The organism is Mesorhizobium sp. M0772, from assembly GCF_040320135.1.
GTDB lineage: Bacteria > Pseudomonadota > Alphaproteobacteria > Rhizobiales > Rhizobiaceae > Mesorhizobium.
On the sequence record NZ_JAMYPB010000003.1, the window covers coordinates 166,796 to 188,945 of the forward strand.

At 59.8% G+C, this 22,150-nt stretch carries 22 protein-coding genes and 1 pseudogene; 17 read left to right on the forward strand and 6 right to left on the reverse strand.

What is annotated here, in order from left to right:
- Positions 1-143 precede the first annotated feature (143 nt).
- Complete coding sequence (locus NKI06_RS03430) at positions 144-1,865, reverse strand: hypothetical protein (RefSeq protein WP_352984069.1); 1,722 nt, start codon at positions 1,863-1,865, stop codon at positions 144-146.
- Positions 1,866-1,984: 119 nt separating this feature from the next.
- Between NKI06_RS03430 and NKI06_RS03435 the strand changes: the two genes are divergently transcribed.
- The 6 genes from NKI06_RS03435 to NKI06_RS03460 all read left to right on the forward strand — a co-directional run bounded on the left by NKI06_RS03435 (position 1,985) and on the right by NKI06_RS03460 (position 6,955).
- Positions 1,985-2,293: a hypothetical protein gene (locus NKI06_RS03435; RefSeq protein WP_352984070.1), complete on the forward strand. Its 309-nt coding sequence runs from the start codon at positions 1,985-1,987 to the stop codon at positions 2,291-2,293.
- Positions 2,294-2,417: 124 nt separating this feature from the next.
- The gene (locus NKI06_RS03440) at positions 2,418-2,879 is read left to right on the forward strand and encodes a hypothetical protein (protein WP_352984072.1); all 462 of its coding nucleotides are present in this window, start codon (positions 2,418-2,420) and stop codon (positions 2,877-2,879) included.
- A 148-nt stretch (positions 2,880-3,027) separates the two neighbouring features.
- Positions 3,028-3,558: a hypothetical protein gene (locus NKI06_RS03445; protein ID WP_352984073.1), complete on the forward strand. Its 531-nt coding sequence runs from the start codon at positions 3,028-3,030 to the stop codon at positions 3,556-3,558.
- A 33-nt stretch (positions 3,559-3,591) separates the two neighbouring features.
- A complete protein-coding gene (locus NKI06_RS03450; RefSeq protein ID WP_352984075.1) occupies positions 3,592-4,911 on the forward strand; it encodes a Dyp-type peroxidase in 1,320 nt (439 codons plus the stop codon).
- Positions 4,912-4,992: 81 nt separating this feature from the next.
- Positions 4,993-6,027, forward strand: coding sequence for a catalase family protein (locus tag NKI06_RS03455; RefSeq protein WP_352984077.1), 1,035 nt, complete (start codon positions 4,993-4,995; stop codon positions 6,025-6,027).
- A gap of 97 nt (positions 6,028-6,124) precedes the next feature.
- On the forward strand, positions 6,125-6,955 hold the full coding sequence (locus NKI06_RS03460) for a bile acid:sodium symporter family protein (protein ID WP_352984115.1): 831 nt from the start codon (positions 6,125-6,127) through the stop codon (positions 6,953-6,955).
- A gap of 145 nt (positions 6,956-7,100) precedes the next feature.
- On the opposite strand, the gene NKI06_RS03465 is transcribed toward NKI06_RS03460, so the two are convergent.
- The 3 genes from NKI06_RS03465 to NKI06_RS03480 all read right to left on the reverse strand — a co-directional run bounded on the left by NKI06_RS03465 (position 7,101) and on the right by NKI06_RS03480 (position 11,250).
- The gene (locus NKI06_RS03465; RefSeq protein WP_352984079.1) at positions 7,101-8,141 is read right to left on the reverse strand and encodes an NAD(P)-dependent alcohol dehydrogenase; all 1,041 of its coding nucleotides are present in this window, start codon (positions 8,139-8,141) and stop codon (positions 7,101-7,103) included.
- Between the two features lie 170 nt (positions 8,142-8,311).
- Positions 8,312-8,620, reverse strand: coding sequence for a hypothetical protein (locus tag NKI06_RS03470; RefSeq protein WP_352984080.1), 309 nt, complete (start codon positions 8,618-8,620; stop codon positions 8,312-8,314).
- A 788-nt stretch (positions 8,621-9,408) separates the two neighbouring features.
- Positions 9,409-11,250, reverse strand: coding sequence for a mechanosensitive ion channel family protein (locus NKI06_RS03480; RefSeq protein ID WP_352984082.1), 1,842 nt, complete (start codon positions 11,248-11,250; stop codon positions 9,409-9,411).
- A gap of 491 nt (positions 11,251-11,741) precedes the next feature.
- Here NKI06_RS03480 and NKI06_RS03485 point away from each other — a divergent pair, with 491 nt between their 5' ends.
- The 4 genes and pseudogenes from NKI06_RS03485 to NKI06_RS03500 all read left to right on the forward strand — a co-directional run bounded on the left by NKI06_RS03485 (position 11,742) and on the right by NKI06_RS03500 (position 13,630).
- A complete protein-coding gene (locus NKI06_RS03485; RefSeq protein ID WP_352984083.1) occupies positions 11,742-11,966 on the forward strand; it encodes a helix-turn-helix domain-containing protein in 225 nt (74 codons plus the stop codon).
- 114 nt (positions 11,967-12,080) lie between these two features.
- Positions 12,081-12,242, forward strand: a pseudogene (locus NKI06_RS03490) (JAB domain-containing protein); the annotation flags it as partial.
- 196 nt (positions 12,243-12,438) lie between these two features.
- Complete coding sequence (locus NKI06_RS03495) at positions 12,439-12,837, forward strand: RidA family protein (protein WP_023695466.1); 399 nt, start codon at positions 12,439-12,441, stop codon at positions 12,835-12,837.
- A gap of 172 nt (positions 12,838-13,009) precedes the next feature.
- Entirely contained in the window at positions 13,010-13,630 is a 621-nt protein-coding gene (locus NKI06_RS03500) for an isochorismatase family protein (protein WP_023695467.1), read from the forward strand.
- 25 nt (positions 13,631-13,655) lie between these two features.
- Here NKI06_RS03500 and NKI06_RS03505 read toward each other — a convergent pair whose 3' ends face one another.
- Complete coding sequence (locus tag NKI06_RS03505) at positions 13,656-14,570, reverse strand: LysR family transcriptional regulator (RefSeq protein ID WP_023695468.1); 915 nt, start codon at positions 14,568-14,570, stop codon at positions 13,656-13,658.
- Between the two features lie 158 nt (positions 14,571-14,728).
- Between NKI06_RS03505 and NKI06_RS03510 the strand changes: the two genes are divergently transcribed.
- The 7 genes from NKI06_RS03510 (at position 14,729) to NKI06_RS03540 (ending at position 21,179) form a co-directional block, all read left to right on the forward strand.
- Positions 14,729-15,370: a glutathione S-transferase family protein gene (locus NKI06_RS03510; protein WP_031203521.1), complete on the forward strand. Its 642-nt coding sequence runs from the start codon at positions 14,729-14,731 to the stop codon at positions 15,368-15,370.
- Positions 15,371-15,502: 132 nt separating this feature from the next.
- Positions 15,503-16,429: a DMT family transporter gene (locus NKI06_RS03515; protein ID WP_352984085.1), complete on the forward strand. Its 927-nt coding sequence runs from the start codon at positions 15,503-15,505 to the stop codon at positions 16,427-16,429.
- 228 nt (positions 16,430-16,657) lie between these two features.
- Positions 16,658-17,542, forward strand: coding sequence for a cytochrome c oxidase subunit II (locus NKI06_RS03520; RefSeq protein ID WP_023667661.1), 885 nt, complete (start codon positions 16,658-16,660; stop codon positions 17,540-17,542).
- Between the two features lie 22 nt (positions 17,543-17,564).
- Positions 17,565-19,334: a cytochrome c oxidase subunit I gene (ctaD, locus tag NKI06_RS03525; protein WP_023681631.1), complete on the forward strand. Its 1,770-nt coding sequence runs from the start codon at positions 17,565-17,567 to the stop codon at positions 19,332-19,334.
- The gene (locus NKI06_RS03530; protein ID WP_023681632.1) at positions 19,331-20,035 is read left to right on the forward strand and encodes a cytochrome c oxidase subunit 3; all 705 of its coding nucleotides are present in this window, start codon (positions 19,331-19,333) and stop codon (positions 20,033-20,035) included. The genes ctaD and NKI06_RS03530 overlap by 4 nt, the downstream gene beginning before the upstream one ends.
- Before the next feature lie 13 nt (positions 20,036-20,048).
- Positions 20,049-20,771, forward strand: coding sequence for a heme-copper oxidase subunit III family protein (locus tag NKI06_RS03535; protein WP_352984087.1), 723 nt, complete (start codon positions 20,049-20,051; stop codon positions 20,769-20,771).
- Between the two features lie 9 nt (positions 20,772-20,780).
- Positions 20,781-21,179, forward strand: a complete 399-nt coding sequence (locus NKI06_RS03540; RefSeq protein WP_023667665.1) for a cytochrome C oxidase subunit IV family protein — start codon at positions 20,781-20,783, stop codon at positions 21,177-21,179.
- 63 nt (positions 21,180-21,242) lie between these two features.
- Here NKI06_RS03540 and NKI06_RS03545 read toward each other — a convergent pair whose 3' ends face one another.
- Positions 21,243-22,064, reverse strand: coding sequence for a DUF2189 domain-containing protein (locus tag NKI06_RS03545; RefSeq protein WP_352984088.1), 822 nt, complete (start codon positions 22,062-22,064; stop codon positions 21,243-21,245).
- Positions 22,065-22,150 lie beyond the last annotated feature (86 nt).

Below are 22,150 nucleotides of genomic sequence, written 5' to 3' on the forward strand. Positions count from 1 at the left end.
GGCGACATCGGCGCCCTCACCATGACCCCGATCGCTAGTGACAGCAAACGTTCCGACGAGGGAGGCCGCCATGCCTGATGAGAAGCTCATGATCGCTTCCGACCGTTCTAGTCGACCGATAGAAACCGGGCTGAACATTGCGATCAACCCTTGATGTCGAGGCCGGCTTTCCTCAGCGAGCCGGTGATGAAGTCGACGTCTTGCGGACGGGCCCACCGCGTCGAAACCACCTGACGCATATTCTTCACCAGGTTGGGTTGATTTTGCTTCAGCCATGCAACCTCGCGATCAGCCTCCTTTCTGTATCCTCCTTCGCCGAAGATAGCGGCAGCTATCACGTGGTAGAACGGATTTGATGGAGCCGTCGATTTCTTGATCCACATGGCGGCCTGCGCGTAATCGCCGCTGAAATAGGCGCAAAGTGCCAGATCCGACTCGTAGTAAGCTGAGGAGCCTGGATTGCGTCGGCGCGCCTCCGCAATCAACTGGCATCCATCATCCCAATTTCCGGAAAGCGCCAGGCGCTTTCCATATTCGCCCATAAACTCCGTGTCATTCGGGTTGATGGTCAAAGTTTGCTTTCCCACTTTCAATGCCGCATCGGTCTCCTTGTTGAAAAAGAGCGAAAGCATCTCGGCCTGGCGCCCCCGAATGTTGAAAGGGTCAAGTGCCACTGCCCGCTTTGCGGCAGCCGAAGCGCGCTCGAGCGCGCCGGCAGACGATGCGGGGTCGCTTGGAAACTCGAAGCGATAGTCGTCGATGTAAATTAGCGAAAGAAGCCCCCAGGCGGTAGCGTAGCTGGGAAAGCGGTTCACAGCCTTTTCGAGACACGCCCGAACTAATGAACGGCTTTCTGCATCGAGACCGACCCGATAAGCATAGAAGGAAAGCGTGCAAGAGTAGGCGGCCCAATCGTCAGGCGGATTGTCGACGTGGAGATTGACGTCCGCCTGGAATATGACGCCGTATGCCTGGGCAAGGCTCGTGGAAACATTGCGCGCGATGTCGGTCTGGGCTTTGACAACTTCCGTGACTTTCAGCCCGCCATCATAGCTTTCGGCCCATAGAACCGAGTTATCCGCCCGGTTGAGCAGCCGGACCCGAAGCCGAAAGGCGTCGCCCGCCAGGTTGACGCTTCCGGCCAGGACAAATCGTGGTCTCGCAATCGAGGGATCTTCCTGCTTTGCAACCGACTCTACGACGACGATGTCCTTGAACTTGGAGAGCTGACCGATAACGTCCTGCTTCAATCCACTTGCGATGGCTGCCGCCGCGGGTGTGCCGGTCAGATCCTCGAATGACTCCACAAGCACCCGAGGTGTTTCCGGCACGCCCGCTTTGGCTGCTTGCCACCGCCATCCCAATGCAGATGCTCCAGCCGCGAGCAAGGCCACAACTACAGCCGACAGCAGCAGTCGTGGCGTCAACCGCAGGCCCGGATGGTCAGCGATAGCTGCAGAAACAACGGGCGCTGGTAGGTTCGGCAGCACCGATTGCGAGCGCAACGAGAAGGCTGGGACGTAGCCACCTTTTGGGATCGCAATACGAATTGAGTCGGCATGTCCGGAAGTCAGATAATAATGCTCGAGCGCACGCCTCAGGTGGCCAGCCTCGACGCGGACGATCGGATCCGTCTGGGGATCGAATGATTCACTGCGGCCGAATACTTCGACCGCGATTGAATAGGCCTTGATGCGATCGCCGCGCCCCGACAATGTCTCCTCGACCACGTGGCTGAGGAAGCGCTTTTCGCGGCTGGTGGCATCGAAATCCGCACTGTTGAGTATCAGGGCAAGTTGGGCACGACAAGCATCGGGGGAGATCTGTTGGTCCTCAGTTGAGGACATTCCCACCTCAATCACCATGTTTCAACCCCCTGCAACCGCTGCTTTTGTTCTTGTGCGGTTACACGCGTATCTACGTAACTTACCTTCTTCTGCGGTGTCTTTACAATAGGGTTACCGCAGGTCGATGAACTGGCGTCATGATCACGATGGTCGGATTGTCTGACAGACACCAAGCGGTTTCGGCGGCAGTGCGTCGTTTCCCTCAGTTTGAACCGACGATTCCTCGGCTGATGGACCAAAGTGAGAGCTTTCGCGACATTTGCGAGGAACTCGCCGATGCAGCGTCTGCGCTTTCGAAGGTCGACGAGGCCCCGCCGGCATTGCGCGAAGCCAGACGAGCCGAATGGCAGGAACTCGTGGATCGCTTGGTTAAAGAGGTAGGAGCAGAATTGCGAAACGACGATGCCGCCGTGCGATTACGTCTCAATCCTCCGCCGGCACGGTAAGCTGGATCTTTTCGTCACCAGGGGCAGGAGCCCCCCTACGATACTTACAGTTAGTTACGTGGCGCGTCGAAACGGCCGATGTTAAAGTAATGCGGAGTTTCAGGGTGTTTTCCGAGGGGACGTCATGGCTGATAAAATCCACGGTTTCTTGCCGGCCACGGCCGAGATGCCGACTGACCGCCAGCGATTGATCATACGCTATCTCTTTGGAGTCCTGATCGACCTCGTGGTCTTGAACCTGTTCGATGAGTTTTCTGACAGCGTCACTGTCTCTTCCTTCAGCGTGTCGTTGCTCGCCGCCATCTTGTTGCAGGCCCTTCTGAAGGGGACGATCGCTATCGAGCATCGGGTCGCCGTGTTCTTCCAGGCAAGGCAAGGCCCCTTCATGAAGTTCATGCGATTCTTCGGCGCGTGGGTGGTGCTGTTCCTTTCCAAGTTCGTGATCCTGGAGGCGATTACGTTCGTTTTCGGGGACAGGGTTCGCTTCGAAGGGATGCTGCATGGCGTGGTGCCGCTGATTATTGTCGTCATGACCATGGTCATCGTCGAGGAAGTGATCGTGCGGTTCGTCAGATGGGCGCGATGATGCCCCGCCTGACGTATTGCCGTCGCCTGCCCCTAGGTGACGCCGGTTGATTGGTAGACCCACCAGGAATTCACCACCAAGTACCCCTACCCTCGCGGCCTGTAGCGAGACCCGATTATCGCGTCTGACGGTTCAAGGAGAAATAACCATGGATAGCAAACAGACAGCTTCAGGCACGACCAACACATATACGCTAGTCGCCAAAATCAAGCCGGGTGAGCTCGAGAACCTTCGTAGAGTAGCGGCGGTAGCAAAGGAAGGCGGTTGGGGAGCAGGATCCGATATCCTGGGCATCCTCCACTTTGAACGATTCTTCATCATCGACGACAAATATCTCGTGTTTACGAGCGACTTCGATGGCGACGATGATAGCTATCTCAGCGATTTCTATTCCATGGAAATAACGCCAGGTCCGACGTTTGGCCTCTTCAACGCTGCGTGGAAGTACACGGAAGGCTGGCCGCCTCCTGGTGACCGCGACGCCTTCGTAAAATTCTGGAAAGACAACAAGGTCGAGGAGCTCCTTACCTACTCATACTACCCCGGCGCTACCGCCAAGGAAGTCCGCAAGGCACTGCGGTTGCAGAAGGCGTTCCAAAGCGTGCTCGACGAGCCCGGGGCCGCTGAGGCCCTGCAGCATCCGGCCTTGAAGGCGTTGCTCGCTGAAGCGGCGGACTAGGTCGGACTTGGTCATGCCGCGTAGGGTGGGGATATGAAGCTCGAATTGGACGACATACAGAACGGGGCCTTACAACCCCGTCCCGTGCCATACGCCGGCGCGTACATACTCCTGCGCGTCGACGACAGGCGTGCCGGTCGCGAGCTGCTACGTCGGTTGATCCCAAACCTTGCCGATGCGACCCACCCGGCCGATCCTGCCGCACAAACCTGGGTCAGCACCGCGCTGACTTTCCAAGGCCTGAAAGCGCTGGGCGTACCGCAGGCCTCGCTCGACAGCTTCCCGATAGCGTTTCAGCAAGGCATGGCCGCGCGTGCGGCCATGCTGGGCGATGTCGGCGAGGATGCGCCGGAGCACTGGGAATCGCCCCTCGGCAGGCCGGAGGTCCACATCGCCATCAGCGCGATATCGCCAGATACCGCGCATCTTGAGGCAGTTCTCGCACCCGCGCGCGAGGCGTTGAAAAGGCTGCCCGGTGTTGAGGCGATCTGGCGGCTCGACTGCCATGTGCCGGCCGACTTGCGTAACCCCTTCGGGTTCAAGGATGGTATCAGCAATCCCGGCATAGAGGGCAGCGGCAGACCAGGCACGAACCCGCAAGAGGCGCCTATCAAGGCGGGCGAGTTTTTCCTTGGCTACCCCAATGAAGTGGGTGAACTGTCGCCGACGCCCGTCCCCGAGGCCTTTGGCAGAAACGGCACCTATCTCGCCGTGGTGAAGTACCACACCCGCGTGGCGGCCTTTCGACAATACCTGCGTGCAAGCGCCTCCGGTCCGGAGGACGAAGGCCGTCTCGCCGCCAAGATCGTCGGGCGATGGCCCAGCGGTGCGCCGCTCGCTCTTGCTCCTGAGCGCGATGACCCAGAGCTCGGCGCCGATCGGCGCCGCAACGACGATTTCCTCTATGCGGCTGAAGACCCAAGAGGCTTGAGATGCCCGATGGGCTCCCACGCACGGCGAATGAATCCGCGCGATTCCAGCATTATCGGGGTCGCTCGCATTCATCGCGTGTTGCGGCGCGGCACGGCCTATGGCCCGATGCTCCCGGCGGACGTCATGGAAGATGACGGTGTGGACCGGGGGATCGTGTTCGTCTTCGTTGGCGCCGATCTGGAGCGTCAGTTCGAGTTTGTGAAGAAAGAGTGGGTGAACGACGGTCTCTTCATCGGGGCAAGAGGCGAAAAAGATCCAATGATTGGTCCAAACGACGGAACCGGTCAGTTCACCATCCCGCAGGAACCGATCCGTCAGCGTTTGAAGGGGCTGCCTGCCTTCGTCACCAACAGAGGTGGCGAGTATTTCTTCGCCCCTGGACTTCGAGCGCTGCGCTGGCTGGCGGACCTGGACACCTAAGGCCGAACGAAGCGAGTTATGAATGGACCGTGGCAGGGTGATGTCTCAGGTTCAAGCGACCGTCATGAAGGAGATGATTTAATGTCCGAAGCGCAAGCAGATACCTACACTCCGGGCTTGGCAGAAGAAACGCTTCACCCGTCCGAAGAGATTTTTATTGAAACTCTCAAGAAATTGACGATGGATCGGCTGCGTGGACAGTATCCTCCGGGTTCCACATCCATCCAGCGCGATGCACATCCGAAAACCCACGGCCTCGTAACCGCGGAGTTTATCGTGCTCGACGATTTTTCCTACGCTCTGCGCCATGGCGTGTTCAAGACACCGCGCAAATTCGATGCACTTATCCGGTTTTCTGCGGGAGACGTCTTCAGCTATCCCGACACACGTCTCCCGCGTTCCGGGGGCATGGCCATAAAACTTCTCGGCGTCGAGGGGGAAAAGCTTCTGGCGTCCGAGAGGCATGCGCTGACGCAAGACTTCATCATGATAAATTTCCCGGGCTTCCTTGCTCGGTCTTTTGAGAGCTACGAGGCCCTGCACATAGCCAGCGCACCCGAAGACCGGGCGCGCTTTTATGAAGCGCACCGACCAGAGCACGCGCTATATTTGCGCCAGTCACTAGAGCCGTTCTACAACCCGCTCCAGGTTCGGTATTTCAGCCAGGTTCCGTACATGCTTGGTCCGAATGCGATAAAATTCAGTGCCAAACCGATCTTCAACACGGCAAACCGCCCGCCGGCGTCTGAGGGGCCCGATTTCCTGCGCGAAGCGATGAGGAAGCAGGTCGTTGAGAGCGACGTCTATTTTGATTTCATGGTTCAGGTTCAGACTGATCCCGTGAGGATGCCAATCGAGGAACCGCTTACGGTTTGGGACGAATCGCAATCTCCATTCCAGCGCGTGGCGATCGTTCGCATTCCACGCCAGGACATCACCATGAAGGGCATAGAAATGGCGGAAACCCTTGCCTTCAACCCGTGGCATGCGCTTCCCGAGCACCGGCCCATTGGCAACATGAACCGCGCGCGAAGGGTGGTCTACGAGATGGTGTCCGAGTACCGCCGAACCGCCAATGGTGTCGTTCGGGCAGAACCAACCTCATTGCCGCAGTGAGGTCGCGTGTCGTCGAGGCGTACGCTTGTTTCGCCGTTGGTAGACCGAACTTGAGGGTGAAGTGTCCTCTAATCCCGATGAGGGAGACGTCAACTTGATGGTACTTTTAAGTCTGGCAGGGACCGTTGCGACATTGGTCTTTGTCGTTTCGAGCATGTTGGCGATGGGCTCAGGTCTCACCGTCGCCCAAATCTCTGAACCCCTCGGTAATATCTGGCTGGTCTTTCTCGCAATCCTGGCCAATTTTGTTTTGATGCCCCTGGGTGCATTCGCCCTGGCGAAGGTGCTCTGGCTCGACGAACCCTTTGCAGTTGGACTGCTTGTGCTTGGATGTTCGGCCGGGGCGCCATTTTTGCCTAAGCTCGCAGAAGTTGCCAAGGGCAACCTTGCATTTGCGGTTGGTGCGATGGTGCTGTTGATGGTCATCACAGTCGGCTACCTACCCATCGTCCTGCCGCTGCTCCTTCCTGGTGTCACGGTCGATGCGTGGAAGATTGCTCGCTCCCTCGTACTGCTCATGCTGCTCCCGCTCGCAGTTGGGCTGGTCTTCAAAGCGCGTTACGAGGACTTGGCGCCCCGGGTGAAGCCAGTACTTGGCTCGATTGCCAACGTCAGCCTTATCGTGATGACATTGTTGATCGTCATAACGAATTTCGACAAGATTTTGGACGTTTTCGGTACCCGCGCAATTCTTGCAGGATTTCTTTTTATCGTATTGGGCTTTGCGATTGGTTGGCTGCTCGGTGGGGACGATGCCGGCACCAGACGGGTCATGGCGCTCGGTACTGCACAGCGAAATATTGCTGCGGCCCTCGTGGTTGCAAGTCAAAACTTTAGCGACCCAAAAGTCGTCGTAATCGTAATCGTTGTCTCGAATGTCGGATTGATCCTACTAATGCCGCTTGCCCGAGCGCTGGCCAATCGTTGACACGAGACGTTGCAATTCGAGTGAAAGCCTCAGCTCTACGCTTCGAGTGGAATTTCACTGTCCGCAGCGGGGAGGCCTGTTTCCCCGGTGAATGCGCCCGTATCATTGCCCTGTCGGCCGCTGAAATTCCCGTGAGCGGTTAGGGTCAGTCGTGGGGTGTAATGACCGCGCGTCCGTTAATCTTTCCTTCGTGAAGAAGGTGGTAGGCCTCGGCCGCCCGCTCGAGCGGAAAGTGTTCCACTAACATCTTGATCTTTCCCGCCTGCGCGAGGCTGACAACCTCGATCAGCTCCGGGATGTAACCCCAGTAGGGCGACGACACCGAGCACTCCATCGCCGGGCCGCGGAAGTTGACGGGAACAGCTCCACTACCTAGGCCGACAATCGTGAGGTGGCCCAGCACTCGAGCCACGCGCGCGGCCATATCGAGGGTCGGATTCGCGCCGACCAAATCAAGGACAAGCTCAGCGCCCTGTCCTCGCGTCATGTCCTTAATACGCGTAACCGCTGCGTCGCTCGAGATCAACGCCTCGTCGGCGCCCATGCTCTTGGCGATCGCAAGCTTGTCCGAGGAAGTGTCGACGGCAATGATCGTCGTTGCCCCGCTGAGCACTCGCAAGATCTGAATCGCCATCTGCCCGAGGCCGCCGGCACCGATCACTACAGCCGTCGAGCCCGGACCAAGTAGGTGAAGCGAGCGTTTAACCGCGTGATAGCTTGTGAGAGCGGCATCGCTAAGTGGAGCCGCGTCGCGAGGATCCAGGGTCCCCAGCGGGATGAGGAATCGGGTGGATGGGACGAGGAAATAGGGCGCCATGCCGCCGTCGGAACCTAGGCCGCCTGCCTTGGTATCGCCGGGATTTTGGCAATAGTTCTCCCTACCCACCCGACAGTTCATGCAAAGGCCGCAACCCCAGGGGCCGTAGACAATCACTGGGTCGCCAATGGAGAACCCTGTTGCGCCTGGCCCTAGCTTCTCGACCCAGCCCGCGTTCTCGTGGCCTAGAGTGAAGGGCTTTCGGGCAGGCCCTGGCTTTGGCGGTGCTTCGAGTATGTGAAGGTCGGAGTGACAGGCGCCAGCGCCCCCGATCTTGATCAGAACCTGGCCCGCACCCGGCTCGGGCACCGGCACCTCGCGGAGTTCCGCCGGTTTCTGCGCTGCGATGAATTGGAATGCTTTCATCATTGTGCCCTTGGTCGATGAGATGGTGGTCGATGGATCGTAATTCTACCAGTTTTAAGGATCGAAATTATCTCGTGGATCCGACTTCAGGTTGCTAGTGCTGCCGCATGATGATGGTTCGTCAATCCGATTACGGTGAATTCTCCGTCGAGCGTCAGCGCAAACATAACTGTTCACCATTGCGGCCAAGGATTGATGCCTGATTTCCGGGCGGCGTCGGTGTTCAGCACTGCTGCTCCTACCTCTTTAACCAAGCGATCAAAGAGTTCCTGCCATTCGGCTCGTCTGGCTTCGCGCAATGCCGGCGGGGCCTCGTCGACCTTCGAAAGCGCAAACTCTGCATCGGCGAGTTCCTCGCAAATGTCGCGAAAGCTCTCACTTCGGTCCATCAGCCGATGGATCGTCAATTCAAACTGGGGGTATCGGCGCACTGCCGCCGAGACCGCTCGGTATCTGTCAGACGATCCGCCTTTTGTGTTCATGATGCCAGTTCATCGACCTGAAGCCATCCTATTCCAAAGTGACTGCAGCAGAAGGTAAGTTACGTGGATAAGCATGTAACCGCACAGCAACAAAAGCAGCGGTTGCAGGGATTAAGAAATGGCAATCCAGGCGGAGACGCCCGCACCTGGGGAGCGCGCAATCCCGATCGCGGCTTGTCGTGCCCAACCTGCCCTGATCCTAGACAGGGCGGACTTTGATGCCACCGGCCGCGAGCGCCGGGAAGAGGCGACCCCTATCAAGGCCTATTCCATCGCAGTAGAAGTATTCGGCCGCAGTGAACCATTCGATCCCCCGGCGTATCCGATCGTTCGTATCGAAGCTTGCCATCTCAGGCGCGCGCTGAAGCGGTACGACCTGGCGGCCGAGCACGCAGACCCAGTCCTCATTAGATTCCAAAGCGAGTTTATTTCCTCCGCCGACACGAGAAGGATTTCCTGCCGGGAGTTCGTACTCTCCAAATATCTAGGTGGCCAGCGACACATGGTTTCAGGATGCCTGAAGTCTCTGCCGCTTCCACATCACGCTGCCCAACCTCGTCCGGCAAAAGATACCCCCAAGGGAAGGTTCGAAAGATGCAGTGGCAGGCTGGCACACAGCCAAGCACAATTGTTTTCGCGAACGCCCTCCCCTCCTGCAGCGCCCCGCATCAGATAGACAAGCTAGTTAAAGGAAGGGGAGCTGCACACCGTAGAATGCGCGCGGTGCCGTGCGCGCACGTTCGGTAGCGACACGAGTTCACGAAGGTAGCCGTGATTATCCGAAATGTTCAGGCCCCGGGATTGGATGTCAGTGGCTTTGGGACGGCCTTAATGCCGTTTTCCTGAAACGCCTGGTGCACTGCGAGCAAGACGGCGCGGCGGATCATAAAGTGTTTGCCGGCCTTCGCCATGAATTTCGCCCGGATAACCAGAGTGCCGTCCTCCACCTCGGCAATTCCCTGGCTTTTAAACGGGGCGAGCAAATCTCCGGCAAGCTCCGGGTTGGCCGAAATATCCTGGCCGATCTTCTTGAAAATCTTGCGGACTTTGTCGACATCGGTGTTGAATGCTACGCGAAAGGTCAGTTTCTCGATCATCCAGTCACGGCTGAAATTCTGGATCTTGCCTATTTCCCCATAGGGAATTGTCGCCAAGGCACCGCGCTGATGGCGCAGGGAAACCGAGCGGACCGAGATTTTCTCTACGGTTCCCTTGGCACCTGACGTCTCGATATATTCACCAAAGCGGAATGCATCGTCGATCAGGAAAAACAACCCGGAGACCAAGTCCTTCACCAGCGTCTGCGAGCCGAAGCCGATGGCCAGCCCGAACACGCTCAAGCCGGCGATCAACGGCCAGACGTTGACCCCGATCGACACCAGGACCGAGAGCAAAGCCAAAGCCAGAATGCTCGATTTGCCAACCGCGCTTATCAGAGGCACCAGCGTGCCCAGCCGCGAACGCGGCGCACCCACCGCCTCCTCATCAGCATCTACGGTGGGCAATTCAGCGCGCAAGGCGCGAGCCGTCGCTGTGCCGACCACGTTCCACAGAAACGCGGCCACCAACATGATCAGCGCCACACCGGATGCGCCCTTTGCAACCTGTCGCAGATCTATGCCGAACCCGGCAGCCAGCGGGGCCACCCATAGCGTTCCCAGCATGGCAATCATGACAGCCACGATGGTGAAGCGAGCGGTCTGCCGCCCTGCCGCTGCCAAGATCGAGATGTCGGGAGACTCCAATCCGCGCTGCGCCCAGTTTCCTATCATTGCGTCGAGATGTGGCGCGGCGAGGAACAGCAAGGCGGTCACCATAACGGCCGATCCGCGATGCGATACTCCCAGGGTCAGCGCGGCTTGGGTGCTGAGAAAGGTGATTATCACGAACGCGATTACGATTGCCGGCCACATTTTCGCGAGACGCGTGCGCCAGCGGCCTCTGGGACGCGGCCCGGCGACGGCGGCTGCCATTGTCCTTCTGTGCCGCCATACCGCCCATGCAAACAAAAAATAGATTGGAATTCCCAACCCTGTTCGCAGTAGGTCCCCCAAGGCTGGTCCGGCGCTCCAGAGCCGCAACGTCCCGAGCAACGTGACGCCGATGAGCGCCAAACCAATAGCAAGCGAGAGGTCGCGCACGAGTGCCGCCAGATGGACAGAGCGCTCCGCGAACTCGGTTCGCCGCGATGCTATCAACAGCGCTCTGACGGCCGACAGGATGAAGAGGCCGATCACGGTCGCTACCGTCCAAAGGTGAAGGGTTTGCAAAGGCAGGCCCGAACCGGCCAGTATTCGCGAACCAATGAACCCTATCACCAGCGCCGCCACAGCTGCCGCTAAGCGCGCGAAGAATCTGCGCCAGGCACTGCTGTTAGTACTCGCGCTCATGAAGCGCCGGGCGAGAAGGATGAACACGCCCGCGACGAGCGCAACAACCAACACAATCTGGAAGAGGAGGGTGGGAAGAGAAGTTCCCGCGACCACGAGCGAGGTCCTGAGGTTACTAAACTCAACGGGGACGCCGCTTATAGCGGCAGCCCGCGCAAACAGTCCAGTGACCAACCGCTCGGCAAGCTCTTCGAAGCCCGAAATCAACGTAGTAACGTCCGGTTCCGCCGTCGTGTCCATATTCCCCCCTCAGCGCTTCGGAAGCCAGTTCCGGCGATCATCCAGCGCGCGACCGTCGAACAATTCAAGCTTTTTTGCGAGCCAATTGCCCCGCAGGGGTCGAGTGACGCACCGATTTGTTCTTGCTCTCTTTCGCCTCGTGTTTCTTGCGCTCGCCCGCGCGGCCTTCTTGGCTGGCTCGAACTCGCCGAAAGGCGTCGCCTCATCCAATTCGTCTCCGACATCAACGCAAACACTAACGGGTCGCGGCGATGGGACCGGTGATTGCACTCCTCATTTTCCGGTTGGCCCGGGTCGACCGATCTTGCACACTCCGTTGGCAGTTGATCCGATTTCTATCCAGACATATCCCCTGCTTCTACTCCCTCACTTAGCGCCTTTTATTTCTGATGCACATGCCTACTGGTGGCCGCGCAACTGCATGACCAAGGGTTTGGGAGCGTGCTTGAGCCTGCTCCCATGTTCTCGACGTCGGACATTTGGGGAGCTTGATGGATAACAGGAAGTTTTTGACAGCTGAGGAAGTTTCGGAACGCTATCGCGGCACCATTTCTGTTGGAACGCTGCGAAATTGGCGGGCCAAGAGGATTGGTCCGGCGTACGTCAAGCTTGGCAAAGCCGTGTTGTACCCAATTGAGGAACTGGAGACGTGGGATCACAAGAATACAGTGGCGTGCCGTGCGTCAAAGCGATTCAGCATGCACGGCGGTGAGTGAGCGTGGTTAGTGACGGGGGGCATCCAATACCGCCCCCAGAAGCCGCCCCTCACGTTCTCGGATGTAGAGATTTTTACAATATCTTTCAACTAGATAGCTTACAGCGAGAGGAAGTTGCATAATCACCCATCAGGCGATCCGACACCATCGCGTGCGGACATCGAAATGACCAAGCAGATCATCGACAGCGCCAAGCCGCTCGGCATCGCCGTCCACGACCACATCATCATCGGCAAGAAAGGCAATGCCTCGATGAAGGGCCTGCTGCTGATCTGAGCCCGACGCTCGCCGGCGCCGTCACCCAAACGCCACCGCTCGCGAGCCAATCAGCAACATTCCGCTTTGGCTCAAATGCCCACGGTTGCGGTGTAGAAGTGATATTGCGACGGAAGCGCCCGCTTCGGCGACAATGTGGTAGACCCGCGAATACGAAGCAGCCAGTTCCCGACAGCCATTGCAGGAGATCTATTCAATGACGCTCGAATGCATAAATCCAAATGACCTGCCGATTCCGGAAATGTACTCCCAGGTCGTCGTTGCGACAGGAAGCAAGCTGGTGTTCGTCTCGGGCCAGCAGCCAGAAGACATACACGGCAAGCTCGTTGGCCATGGTGATTTCGCAGTCCAGGCGCGCCTGGCGTTCGGGAATCTCGGCCGAGCGCTTGCTGCCGCCGGCGCTCGGCCCGAGCAAGTCTGCAAGATCACGATCTACATCGTCGATTACAAACGCGACGAACACGTGCCGATCATCGAAGCGGCCCAGATCGAGCTGTTCGGCGATCACAAGCCGGCAAACGTAGTGGTCGGGATAGCGGTGATGTCTCCCGGCTACCTGATAGAGATCGATGCGATCGCGGTCATCGAGCCGTAGGCCAAGCGAGGACGCGTCAAGTCGCCCAAACAAATCCCGGAACTCGCTGCGAGATTGCCACGACCTTGATCTCTCCATCCATCCACGATCACATCGTCATCGGCAGGAATTGCGATGTCTCGATGAAGAGCCTGCTGCTCACCTGATCAACGTCGGAAACAGGAAACACGCAATGCCCCAGCCCGGCGACGAACCATGGCCGTTCGACAAGCCACGCGCAGCCCTCCTGGTCATCGACATGCAAAGCGACTTCGTCGATGAGGGCGCCGTCATGGAAGTGGCCATGGCCCGCCATCGCATTCCGGCGATGCGGCAGGTGGTCGAGCTTTGCCGCGCGCAAGGCGTCCCGGTGATCTACACCCAGCATGTGCTCAGCGACCATTTCGATATCTCGCCGCTGGAAACCAGCTATCAGCCGAAGCTGAAAACCAAAGGCATGCGGGAAGGCAGCGCCGGCGCCGAAATCGTCGCCGCGCTTGCGCCCTTGCCTGGGGATGTCGTCATCAAAAAGCACCGCTACGATGCCTTCCACAACACGCAGCTCGAGACCGTGTTGCGCAACATCCGTGGCGCAGGCCGGGTCGACACGGTGATCATCATCGGCACCGTGACCAGCATCTGCTGCGAATCCACCGCGCGGAGCGCCTTCATGCGCGACTACAAGGTGGCTTTCATCAGCGACGCCAATGGCGGACTGGACGAGGCATCGCACAATGCAACCCTCGACATCATAGGCAAGGTGTTCGGGCGCGTGATGACGGTTGCCGAGCTTGGGAACCTGTTGCGGAGCTGAGCCCGCGCGTCAGCTGGCGTGCGTCTCAAGCTCCGGCGACGAGCCTGCCCTCAAGAAGGTCGCGCCGCTGCTGCAATTCGCCGGAGACGAATTTGGTGAAGGCGTGGACGCGCGCCGTGCGGCGCAAATCGTCGTGCACCAGCACCCACAGCGCCGAGCCGATCTCCTCGATCAGCCCTCCGACCCTTACAAGCCCGGGCAGGCTGTCGCCGAGATAACAGGGCAGCGCCGCAACCCCGATTCCGGCGCCCGCCGCATACGACATCGTCACCAGGGAATCGGCGCGCATGGCGATCTCGACATCGGGCAGCGACGACCGCATCCAGCGGGCGACGCCGGTGTTGGCCAGGCTGTCGTCGGGCGCGATCCAGCGCAGCGCACCCAATCTCGGCTCCGGGGGTAGCGTTTCGGCATAGGAACGTGTCGCGTAGGCGGCGAAGGCGACGCCCGAAATGCGCCGGCCGACCAGGATTTCCTGCGGTTGCGACACCGGCCTGATCGCCACGTCTGCATCCCTTTGCGTCAGGTTGGCGATGGAATTCTGCGTCATCGCCTCGACCCGTATGCCGGGATGGAGCTTATGAAACGCCGCCAGGATCGGCGGCAGCACCGACGCCATCAGCGTATCGGTGGTGGTGACCCGCAACCTGCCTTCGAACCTGAGATCCTGCCCCGACAGTTTGCGCGCCAGTTCATTGACCGTCTCGGCCATTGTGCGTGCCGCGCCCAGCAGTTCCTCGCCGCCCGCGGTGAGGGCATAACCAGTCGGCAACCGATCGAAAAGGCGGATGCCCAGCCGCGCCTCGAAGGCGTTGACGCGCCGCAGCACAGTCGTGTGGTTCACGCCCAGGATCCGAGCCGCCGCCGCCAGCGAAGCGCCATCGGCGACGGCCAGCACCATGCGCAGATCTTCCCAGTCGATATCGCGTGAGCTGTGCATTCTTGCAGAAAGATAAGAGAAAACGTTGCGCTCTGCGAGTCAAATGACGCTTCACTGTGCAAAAACGCAGAGCAAGCGGGCGAATCGGCATGTCGATCTGCGCATGCGCGCACGCCATATGGAGTCCGACGACGAAAGAACGGTCGCGGAGAAGAGCCATGACGCCGATAGAACTCTACACCTGCCAGACACCCAACGGGCACAAGGCCTCGATCATGCTGGAAGAGGTCGGCCTGCCCTACTCGGTCCGCTTGGTCGACATCGAAAAGGGCGACCAGACCAAGCCTGATTTCCTGGCGCTCAATCCCAACAACAAGATCCCGGTGATCGTCGACCGGGACGCCCGCCGCACGGTCTTCGAATCCGGCGCCATCCTGCACTACCTGGCGCGACGGTCGGGCAAGCTTCAGCCGGTGGGCGCGCAGGAAGCGGACGATACGCTGACCTGGACCTTGTTCCAGGCGGCCCATGTCGGCCCGACGCTTGGCCAATTGTGGAATTACAAAGTCTTCGCGCCGGAAAAAATCCCTTACGTGATCGAGCGTTTTGAGCGCGAAACCGGACGTGTCTTCCGCGTTCTCGATAGCCGGCTAAAGCACCATGAGCACATTGTCGGCAAAAGCTACGGCATCGCCGATGTGATGACATGGCCATGGATCAACGCGGCCGTCACCAGGCTCGGCCTCAGCCTCGATGACGCGCCAGACCTGGCGCGTTGGTATGCCGCCATAGGCCGACGCTCCGCAGTTGTCAGAGGCATTGCCGTTCCCGCCCTGCCCGAAGCATCGGCTGCCGCTTAGATCATGATGAGATTTGGTTGAAATCTCATCATGACCTAACCCTTTGTTGGAGCATGATCTTTTCCAAAACCCGGCACCCACTTTTTGGGATCATGCCCTAGCCGCCGCACCCCGCATTCAAGGAAAACGATCGTGGAAATCCTCTTCATCCCTCTGGCGCTTGTCGCCGGTGGCCTGCTCGCAGTGCAGGCTGGCGCCAACGCCCAACTTTCAAAGGCGGTCGGCTCTCCCTTTGCCGCGACCACGCTTCAGCTCGCGGTCGGCGCCATCGTGCTGTTGTCGATCACGGCCCTCACCGGAACGACACCGGCTCTGCTTGCCGTTCGGCAAGCCGAATGGTGGCATGCGATCGGCGGCATTGCTTCGGCCTTCTACGTTGTTTCGACCATTCTTCTGTTCCCTCGCCTTGGCGCCGTCGTGTCCGTCGCGATCTTCATCGCTGGGCAGATGCTTGCATCCTTCGCCCTCGACACGTTCGGCTGGCTCGGGATCCCCGACGCCGGACTGCGAGCCGGGCCTGCCTTAGGCATGCTCGTCTTGCTTGCCGGGGCTGCCCTCATCGTTCTGGGACAGAAGGGCGCGGCCGACAATACCGCATCCTCAAGACCAGGGTGGATCGGACTGGCGCTGCTGGCAGGCGCCGTGCTTCCGGTGCAAGGCGCTGTAAACGCCTTGCTTCGGCACGACCTTGGCGGCGCGCCGTTTGCGGTCGGCACCATCTCGTTCCTGGTGGCGATGCTGGCCATGGCCGCGGTGCTTCTGATCGCGCTTGCCCTGACGAAGACGCCCCGCCCTCGCCTCGCCGGCTTGTCGTCGATGCCCTGGTGGGGCTGGCTCGGAGGTTTTGCCGGCGCCACCTATGTCACGACCGTGTTCACCGCCATCCCCGTCATCGGAGCGGCAGCTGCCGTCAGCCTGACGGTGGCCGGCCAGCAGGTCGCCGGCATCTTCGTCGACACCTTCGGCTGGTTCCGCCTGCCGCAGCGGCTTGTCTCCGGCATGCGGCTCGCCGGCGTCGTGCTGCTTTTGGCCGGCTGCATCATCATCAAGGCGCTTTGATCCCGCTGGAACAAGGCAAGCCGAATCAAACCAGCCCCTGCCCTCCCTGATTTGGGGGGTCAGGTGTCGCTCCGGCGTCACCAACGAAGCAAGGTCCGGGCGCCGCAGAAGCAATTTTTCGCTCCTTCCACAACCGGCTCTAGAATTTCGATCGCAAATCACGCATGATGCACTTGGTATTTTCCCGGGACGGCTTCGCGCCCCCTGAAATACCGGGAGGAACGGGACATGCCCATAGTGGTTGTACTCGTTTTGATCGTCGTGGGCTCGGTGTTGTTCCACTTCCTGAGCCCATGGTGGTGGACTCCGATTGCCTCGAATTGGGACTATATCGACAACACCATCATCATCACCTTTTGGATTACCGGCGTCGTCTTCGCCGCAGTCGTCCTATTCATGGCCTATTGCGTTTTCCGCTTCCGTCACCGCGAAGGCAACCAGGCGGCCTACGAACCGGAGAACAAGCGGCTCGAATGGTGGCTGACGATCGTCACCGGAGTGGGTGTTACCGCCATGCTGGTTCCCGGCCTGTTTGTCTGGAGCCGGTTCGTCAACGTTCCAAGCGACGCAACCGTGGTCGAAGTCGTCGGCCAGCAATGGCAGTGGAGCTTCCGCTTGCCCGGCAAGGACGGCAAACTCGGCACATCCGACACCCGCGACGTCACCGCTGAAAATCCGCTGGGCGTGATCGCCAAGGATCCCAGCGGCCAGGACGACGTCGTGGTCGAAGCGGCCGACCTGCATCTGCCGGTCGGCAAGCCGGTCAAGATGCTGCTGCGCTCGATCGATGTGTTGCACGATTTCTACGTTCCGGAATTCCGCGCCAAGATGGACATGATACCGGGCTCGGTCACCTATTTCTGGTTCACCCCCACCAAGACCGGGACCTTCCAGGTTCTGTGCGCCGAACTGTGCGGCCAGGGGCACCCGATGATGCATGGCATCGTCATGGTCGATACCGAGCAGGACTATGTGGCCTGGCTCGACCAGCAGCAGACGTTCGCGCAGTTGTCGGCGCCGCAGCAGACGGGCTCGGTGGAACAGGCGCCGGGCAACGCGACGGCGTCAGCTCTAGAAGTTGCGGCAAAACTCGAAACTGTCGGGTCCCGCTGAAGGGCACGGAGGTGCTCCGCCTATGGTCGATATCACGCCTGCAGATGCCGTCCCGCCCGCCGAAGTCGCGGAAATGGAGCTTTACCATCCGCACAGCTGGTGGACGAAGTATGTCTTCTCGCAGGACGCCAAGGTCATCGCCATCCAGTATTCGGCGACCGCAACGGCCATCGGCCTGGTCGCGCTGGTGCTGTCCTGGCTGATGCGGCTGCAGCTCGGCTTCCCCGGCACGTTCGATTTCATCACCCCCGAGGCCTACTACCAGTTCATCACCATGCACGGCATGATCATGGTGATCTACCTGCTCACGGCACTCTTCCTCGGCGGCTTCGGCAACTACCTGATCCCGCTGATGGTCGGCGCCCGCGACATGGTCTTTCCCTATGTCAACATGCTGAGCTACTGGATCTACCTCCTTGCCGTGCTGGTGCTGGTGTCGAGCTTCTTTGCGCCCGGCGGACCGACCGGCGCCGGGTGGACGCTCTATCCGCCGCAAGCCATCATGACCGGCACACCTGGCGGCCAGGAATGGGGCATCATCCTGATGCTCGTCTCGCTGATCCTGTTCATCATCGGCTTCACCATGGGCGGTCTGAACTATGTCGTGACGGTGCTGCAGGCCCGCACGCGCGGCATGACGATGATGCGCCTGCCGCTGACCGTCTGGGGCATCTTCACCGCCACCGTCATGGCGCTGCTCGCCTTTCCGGCGCTGTTCGTCGCCTGCGTGATGATGCTGCTTGACCGCGCGCTTGGAACCTCCTTTTTCATGCCCGCGGTCGTCGAGATGGGGGAACAGCTACAGCACAATGGCGGCAGCCCGATCCTGTTCCAGCATCTGTTCTGGTTCTTCGGCCACCCGGAAGTCTACATCGTGGCGCTGCCGGCCTTCGGCATCGTCTCCGATCTGATCAGCACGCATGCGCGCAAGAACATTTTTGGCTACCGGATGATGGTCTGGGCCATCGTTGGCATCGGCGCGCTGAGCTTCGTGGTATGGGCGCACCACATGTATGTCAGCGGCATGCACCCCTATTTCGGCTTCTTCTTCGCCACCACGACACTGATCATCGCCATCCCGACGGCGATCAAGGTCTACAATTGGGTGCTGACGCTGTGGCGGGGCGACATCCATCTCACCATACCGATGCTGTTTGCCATGGCTTTCATCGTCACCTTCGTCAATGGCGGGTTGACCGGGCTGTTTCTCGGCAACGTCGTCGTCGACGTCCCGCTGTCGGACACGATGTTCGTCGTCGCCCACTTCCATATGGTCATGGGTGTTGCTCCGATCGTCGTCATCTTCGGCGCGATCTACCACTGGTACCCGAAGGTCACCGGCCGGATGCTGAACGAGACGCTCGGCCGGTTCCATTTCTGGGTCACATTTCTCGGCGCCTACCTGATCTTCTTTCCCATGCATTACATCGGCCTGATGGGCGTGCCGCGGCGCTATGCCGAACTGACCGACGTGACGGTCATGACGGAGTCGGCGCATCACCTGAACTCGTTCATCAGCATCATGGCGTTTATCGTCGGCTTCGCCCAGATCGTTTTCCTGTTCAATCTTATCTGGAGCATCCGCCATGGGCGCGAGGCCGGTGGCAATCCATGGCGGGCCACGACACTCGAATGGCAAACGCCGCAGACACCACCCGCGCATGGCAATTTCGGCAAGGATCTGCCGATCGTCTATCGCTGGGCCTATGACTACAGCGTGCCGGGCGCCAAGGAGGACTTCATTCCGCAAAACATGCCGGGCACGTTCGGCCCCTCCAGGGAGCCGGCATGAGCGTCATCCTGGTCTTCCTTCTCGTGATCGCCGGCTTTGCCGGCTGGTGGCTCTCGCATCAGCGGCTGATGGCGAAACCATGGCTCGAGCAAGGTGTGGCAGGAGATTTTGTCGCCTTCGACCGATCGAGCCTGCCGACCGCCAAGATCGGCCTCGGTGTCTTCCTCGCCGTGGTCGGCTGCCTGTTTGCGCTGTTCACCAGCGCCTACTTCATGCGTATGGCGCTGTCGGACTGGCAGCCGCTGCCCATCCCACGCCTGCTCTGGCTCAACACCGGCATGCTGGTGCTGAGCAGCATCGCGCTGCAATGCGCCTCGATCGCGGCGCGCAAGCGCCAGATGGACACGGTCAGGCTCGGCCTTGCCGCGGCTGGGCTCACCGCGATCGCCTTCCTCATCGGGCAGCTCATGGCATGGCGGGACCTGACCGCCGATGGCTATTTTCTGGCCTCCAATCCGGCCAACAGTTTTTTCTACCTGATAACCGGGATGCACGGCCTGCATATAGTGGGAGGGCTGGTGGGCCTGGGCAGGACAACCGCCGGCGCCTGGAACGGGGCACGGCCGGAACGGCTTCGCCTCAGCGTCGAATTATGCGCCATGTACTGGCATTTCCTGCTTTTCGTCTGGCTCGCCATCTTCGCTCTTTTAGCCGGCTGGGCCGCGACGTTCATCGATATTTGCCGGCAGTTGCTGACCTAGGAGGTCGAGGAGCATGGCAGAAACGACACTGACGCATACCGGCCAAACGGAGACGCGGCCCGCAGGCTGGCAAGGCATCGCCGCCGACTGGTCCTCGGATCAGCGCGCGTTCAAGAACGTGTCCTGGGGCAAGGCCATGATGTGGATCTTCCTGCTCAGCGACACCTTCATCTTCGGCTGCTTCCTGCTCTCCTACATGACCGCGCGCGTCTCCACACGTGTGCCGTGGCCCAATCCGAGCGAGGTCTTTGCGCTTCGCATGGGCGGTTCGGACATTCCACTGATCCTGATTGCCATCATGACCTTCGTGCTGATATCGAGCAGCGGAACGATGGCCATGGCGGTCAATTTCGGCTATCGCCGCGACCGCCGCAAAACCGCAATCCTCATGCTTCTGACGGCAGCGCTAGGAGCCACCTTCGTCGGCATGCAAGCCTTCGAATGGACCAAGTTGATCACCGAAGGGGTACGGCCGTGGGGCAATCCCTGGGGCGCGGCACAATTCGGCTCGACTTTCTTCATGATCACCGGCTTCCACGGCACGCATGTGACGATCGGGGTGATCTTCCTCATCATCGTGGCGCGAAAGGTCTGGCGTGGAGACTACGACGTCGGTCGTCCCGGCTTCTTCACCAGCCGCAGGGGTCGCTACGAGAACGTCGAAATCATGGGGCTCTACTGGCATTTCGTCGACCTGGTCTGGGTGTTCATTTTCGCATTCTTCTATCTTTGGTGAGAGGCTGACATGGCTGAAGCAACCGCAAACGGCCTCGGGCAACACGCGCTGCACTCTGATCATGCGCATGAAGGGCCATCGACCGGCGTCGCGGAGGTTCATCAGGAACATCCGATCAAGCTCTATCTGGTGGTCTGGGCATGGCTGTTCATCCTCAGCGCCTGCTCCTACATGGTCGATTATCTCGGCATCCACGGCTATCTCAGATGGTCTCTGATCCTGATCTTCATGATCCTCAAGGCCGGGCTGATCGTCGCCGTGTTCATGCACATGGCCTGGGAGCGGCTGGCGCTGACCTATGCGATCATCCTGCCGCCACTTCTGATATTGGTGTTCGTGGCGATGATGCTCTTCGAAGCGGACTACACGCTTCTCACCCGGTTGTCCTTCTTCGGACCGGGGCCCTGACGCACAGTCTTCATCTCCGGTCAAAGACCGGAGATGAAGCTTCCCATCAGCTGATCTGCAGGGTCAGAGGCCTACCCGCGTCGGGGACGATGGCGGCTCCACAACCTTGCGGTAGACATGCCAGGTGGCGTGACCCAGGATCGGCAGCACGACCGCCAGCCCGGCAAACACCGGCAGCGAGCCTATGATCAGGGCGACGGCGACAATCAGTCCCCAGACAGCCATGGGGATCGGGTTCGCCAGCACCGCTCGCACCGACGTGTGGATGGCTTCGTAGGCGCCGACGTCGCGGTCGAGCAGCAATGGGAAGGCGACGACCGTCGTGCACAACACCACCGCGGCGAAGACGAAGCCGATGGCGTGCCCCAGGACAATCAGAGACCACCCGCGTCCGGTGGCAAATATTTCATTGATGAAGCCCGAAATCGATACAGGCGGAGCCGGGCCGAAGAGATATTCGTAGAACACCTGCGCCGCCAAAAGCCAGGCGATGAAGATTGCAACCAGCATGATCCCGACTGCGGCGATGGCTGGCAGGGCCGGAGAATTCCTGACCTCGAAAGCGTGCGTCCAGGAGGTGTCGAGCCCGGCTTCTCGTCTGCGGCTGATCTCATAGAGGCCGATCGCCGCGAATGGACCGATCAGCGCAAAGCCGGACACCAGCGGAAACAACATCGGCAACGCATTGGCGCCCGAAGTCCAGGCAGCGAGCACCACGCCGACAAGCGGATAGATCAGGCAGAGAAAGACGATGTGCGACGGTTTGACCATAAAATCGTCAACACCGCGCTTGAGCGCATCGAAAAGATCGGAAACACTGATTTTTCGGATTTTGGTGTGTTCCAGCTTTTCGCTGGCGCCTGCAATCACGTGAAAACTTGTCATGCCCGTTCCTCCAGACCAGGTCCGGCAAGGTCGCGGTTTCACGGTGCTGCCGTTCTGCATGACTGGCCACGCGAACCGCGACCTGC

Coding starts and splice junctions, on each gene's coding strand:
- NKI06_RS03540 (WP_023667665.1), top strand. CDS start 20,781: ATGGCTGAAGCAACCGCAAACGGCCTCGGGCAACACGCGCTGCACTCT.
- NKI06_RS03500 (WP_023695467.1), top strand. CDS start 13,010: ATGCCCCAGCCCGGCGACGAACCATGGCCGTTCGACAAGCCACGCGCA.
- NKI06_RS03435 (WP_352984070.1), top strand. CDS start 1,985: ATGATCACGATGGTCGGATTGTCTGACAGACACCAAGCGGTTTCGGCG.
- NKI06_RS03520 (WP_023667661.1), top strand. CDS start 16,658: ATGCCCATAGTGGTTGTACTCGTTTTGATCGTCGTGGGCTCGGTGTTG.
- NKI06_RS03480 (WP_352984082.1), bottom strand. CDS start 11,250: ATGGACACGACGGCGGAACCGGACGTTACTACGTTGATTTCGGGCTTC.
- NKI06_RS03535 (WP_352984087.1), top strand. CDS start 20,049: ATGGCAGAAACGACACTGACGCATACCGGCCAAACGGAGACGCGGCCC.
- NKI06_RS03505 (WP_023695468.1), bottom strand. CDS start 14,570: ATGCACAGCTCACGCGATATCGACTGGGAAGATCTGCGCATGGTGCTG.
- NKI06_RS03455 (WP_352984077.1), top strand. CDS start 4,993: ATGTCCGAAGCGCAAGCAGATACCTACACTCCGGGCTTGGCAGAAGAA.
- NKI06_RS03430 (WP_352984069.1), bottom strand. CDS start 1,865: ATGGTGATTGAGGTGGGAATGTCCTCAACTGAGGACCAACAGATCTCC.
- NKI06_RS03460 (WP_352984115.1), top strand. CDS start 6,125: ATGGTACTTTTAAGTCTGGCAGGGACCGTTGCGACATTGGTCTTTGTC.
- NKI06_RS03545 (WP_352984088.1), bottom strand. CDS start 22,064: ATGACAAGTTTTCACGTGATTGCAGGCGCCAGCGAAAAGCTGGAACAC.
- ctaD (WP_023681631.1), top strand. CDS start 17,565: ATGGTCGATATCACGCCTGCAGATGCCGTCCCGCCCGCCGAAGTCGCG.
- NKI06_RS03465 (WP_352984079.1), bottom strand. CDS start 8,141: ATGATGAAAGCATTCCAATTCATCGCAGCGCAGAAACCGGCGGAACTC.
- NKI06_RS03495 (WP_023695466.1), top strand. CDS start 12,439: ATGACGCTCGAATGCATAAATCCAAATGACCTGCCGATTCCGGAAATG.
- NKI06_RS03445 (WP_352984073.1), top strand. CDS start 3,028: ATGGATAGCAAACAGACAGCTTCAGGCACGACCAACACATATACGCTA.
- NKI06_RS03440 (WP_352984072.1), top strand. CDS start 2,418: ATGGCTGATAAAATCCACGGTTTCTTGCCGGCCACGGCCGAGATGCCG.
- NKI06_RS03470 (WP_352984080.1), bottom strand. CDS start 8,620: ATGAACACAAAAGGCGGATCGTCTGACAGATACCGAGCGGTCTCGGCG.
- NKI06_RS03485 (WP_352984083.1), top strand. CDS start 11,742: ATGGATAACAGGAAGTTTTTGACAGCTGAGGAAGTTTCGGAACGCTAT.
- NKI06_RS03450 (WP_352984075.1), top strand. CDS start 3,592: ATGAAGCTCGAATTGGACGACATACAGAACGGGGCCTTACAACCCCGT.
- NKI06_RS03510 (WP_031203521.1), top strand. CDS start 14,729: ATGACGCCGATAGAACTCTACACCTGCCAGACACCCAACGGGCACAAG.
- NKI06_RS03530 (WP_023681632.1), top strand. CDS start 19,331: ATGAGCGTCATCCTGGTCTTCCTTCTCGTGATCGCCGGCTTTGCCGGC.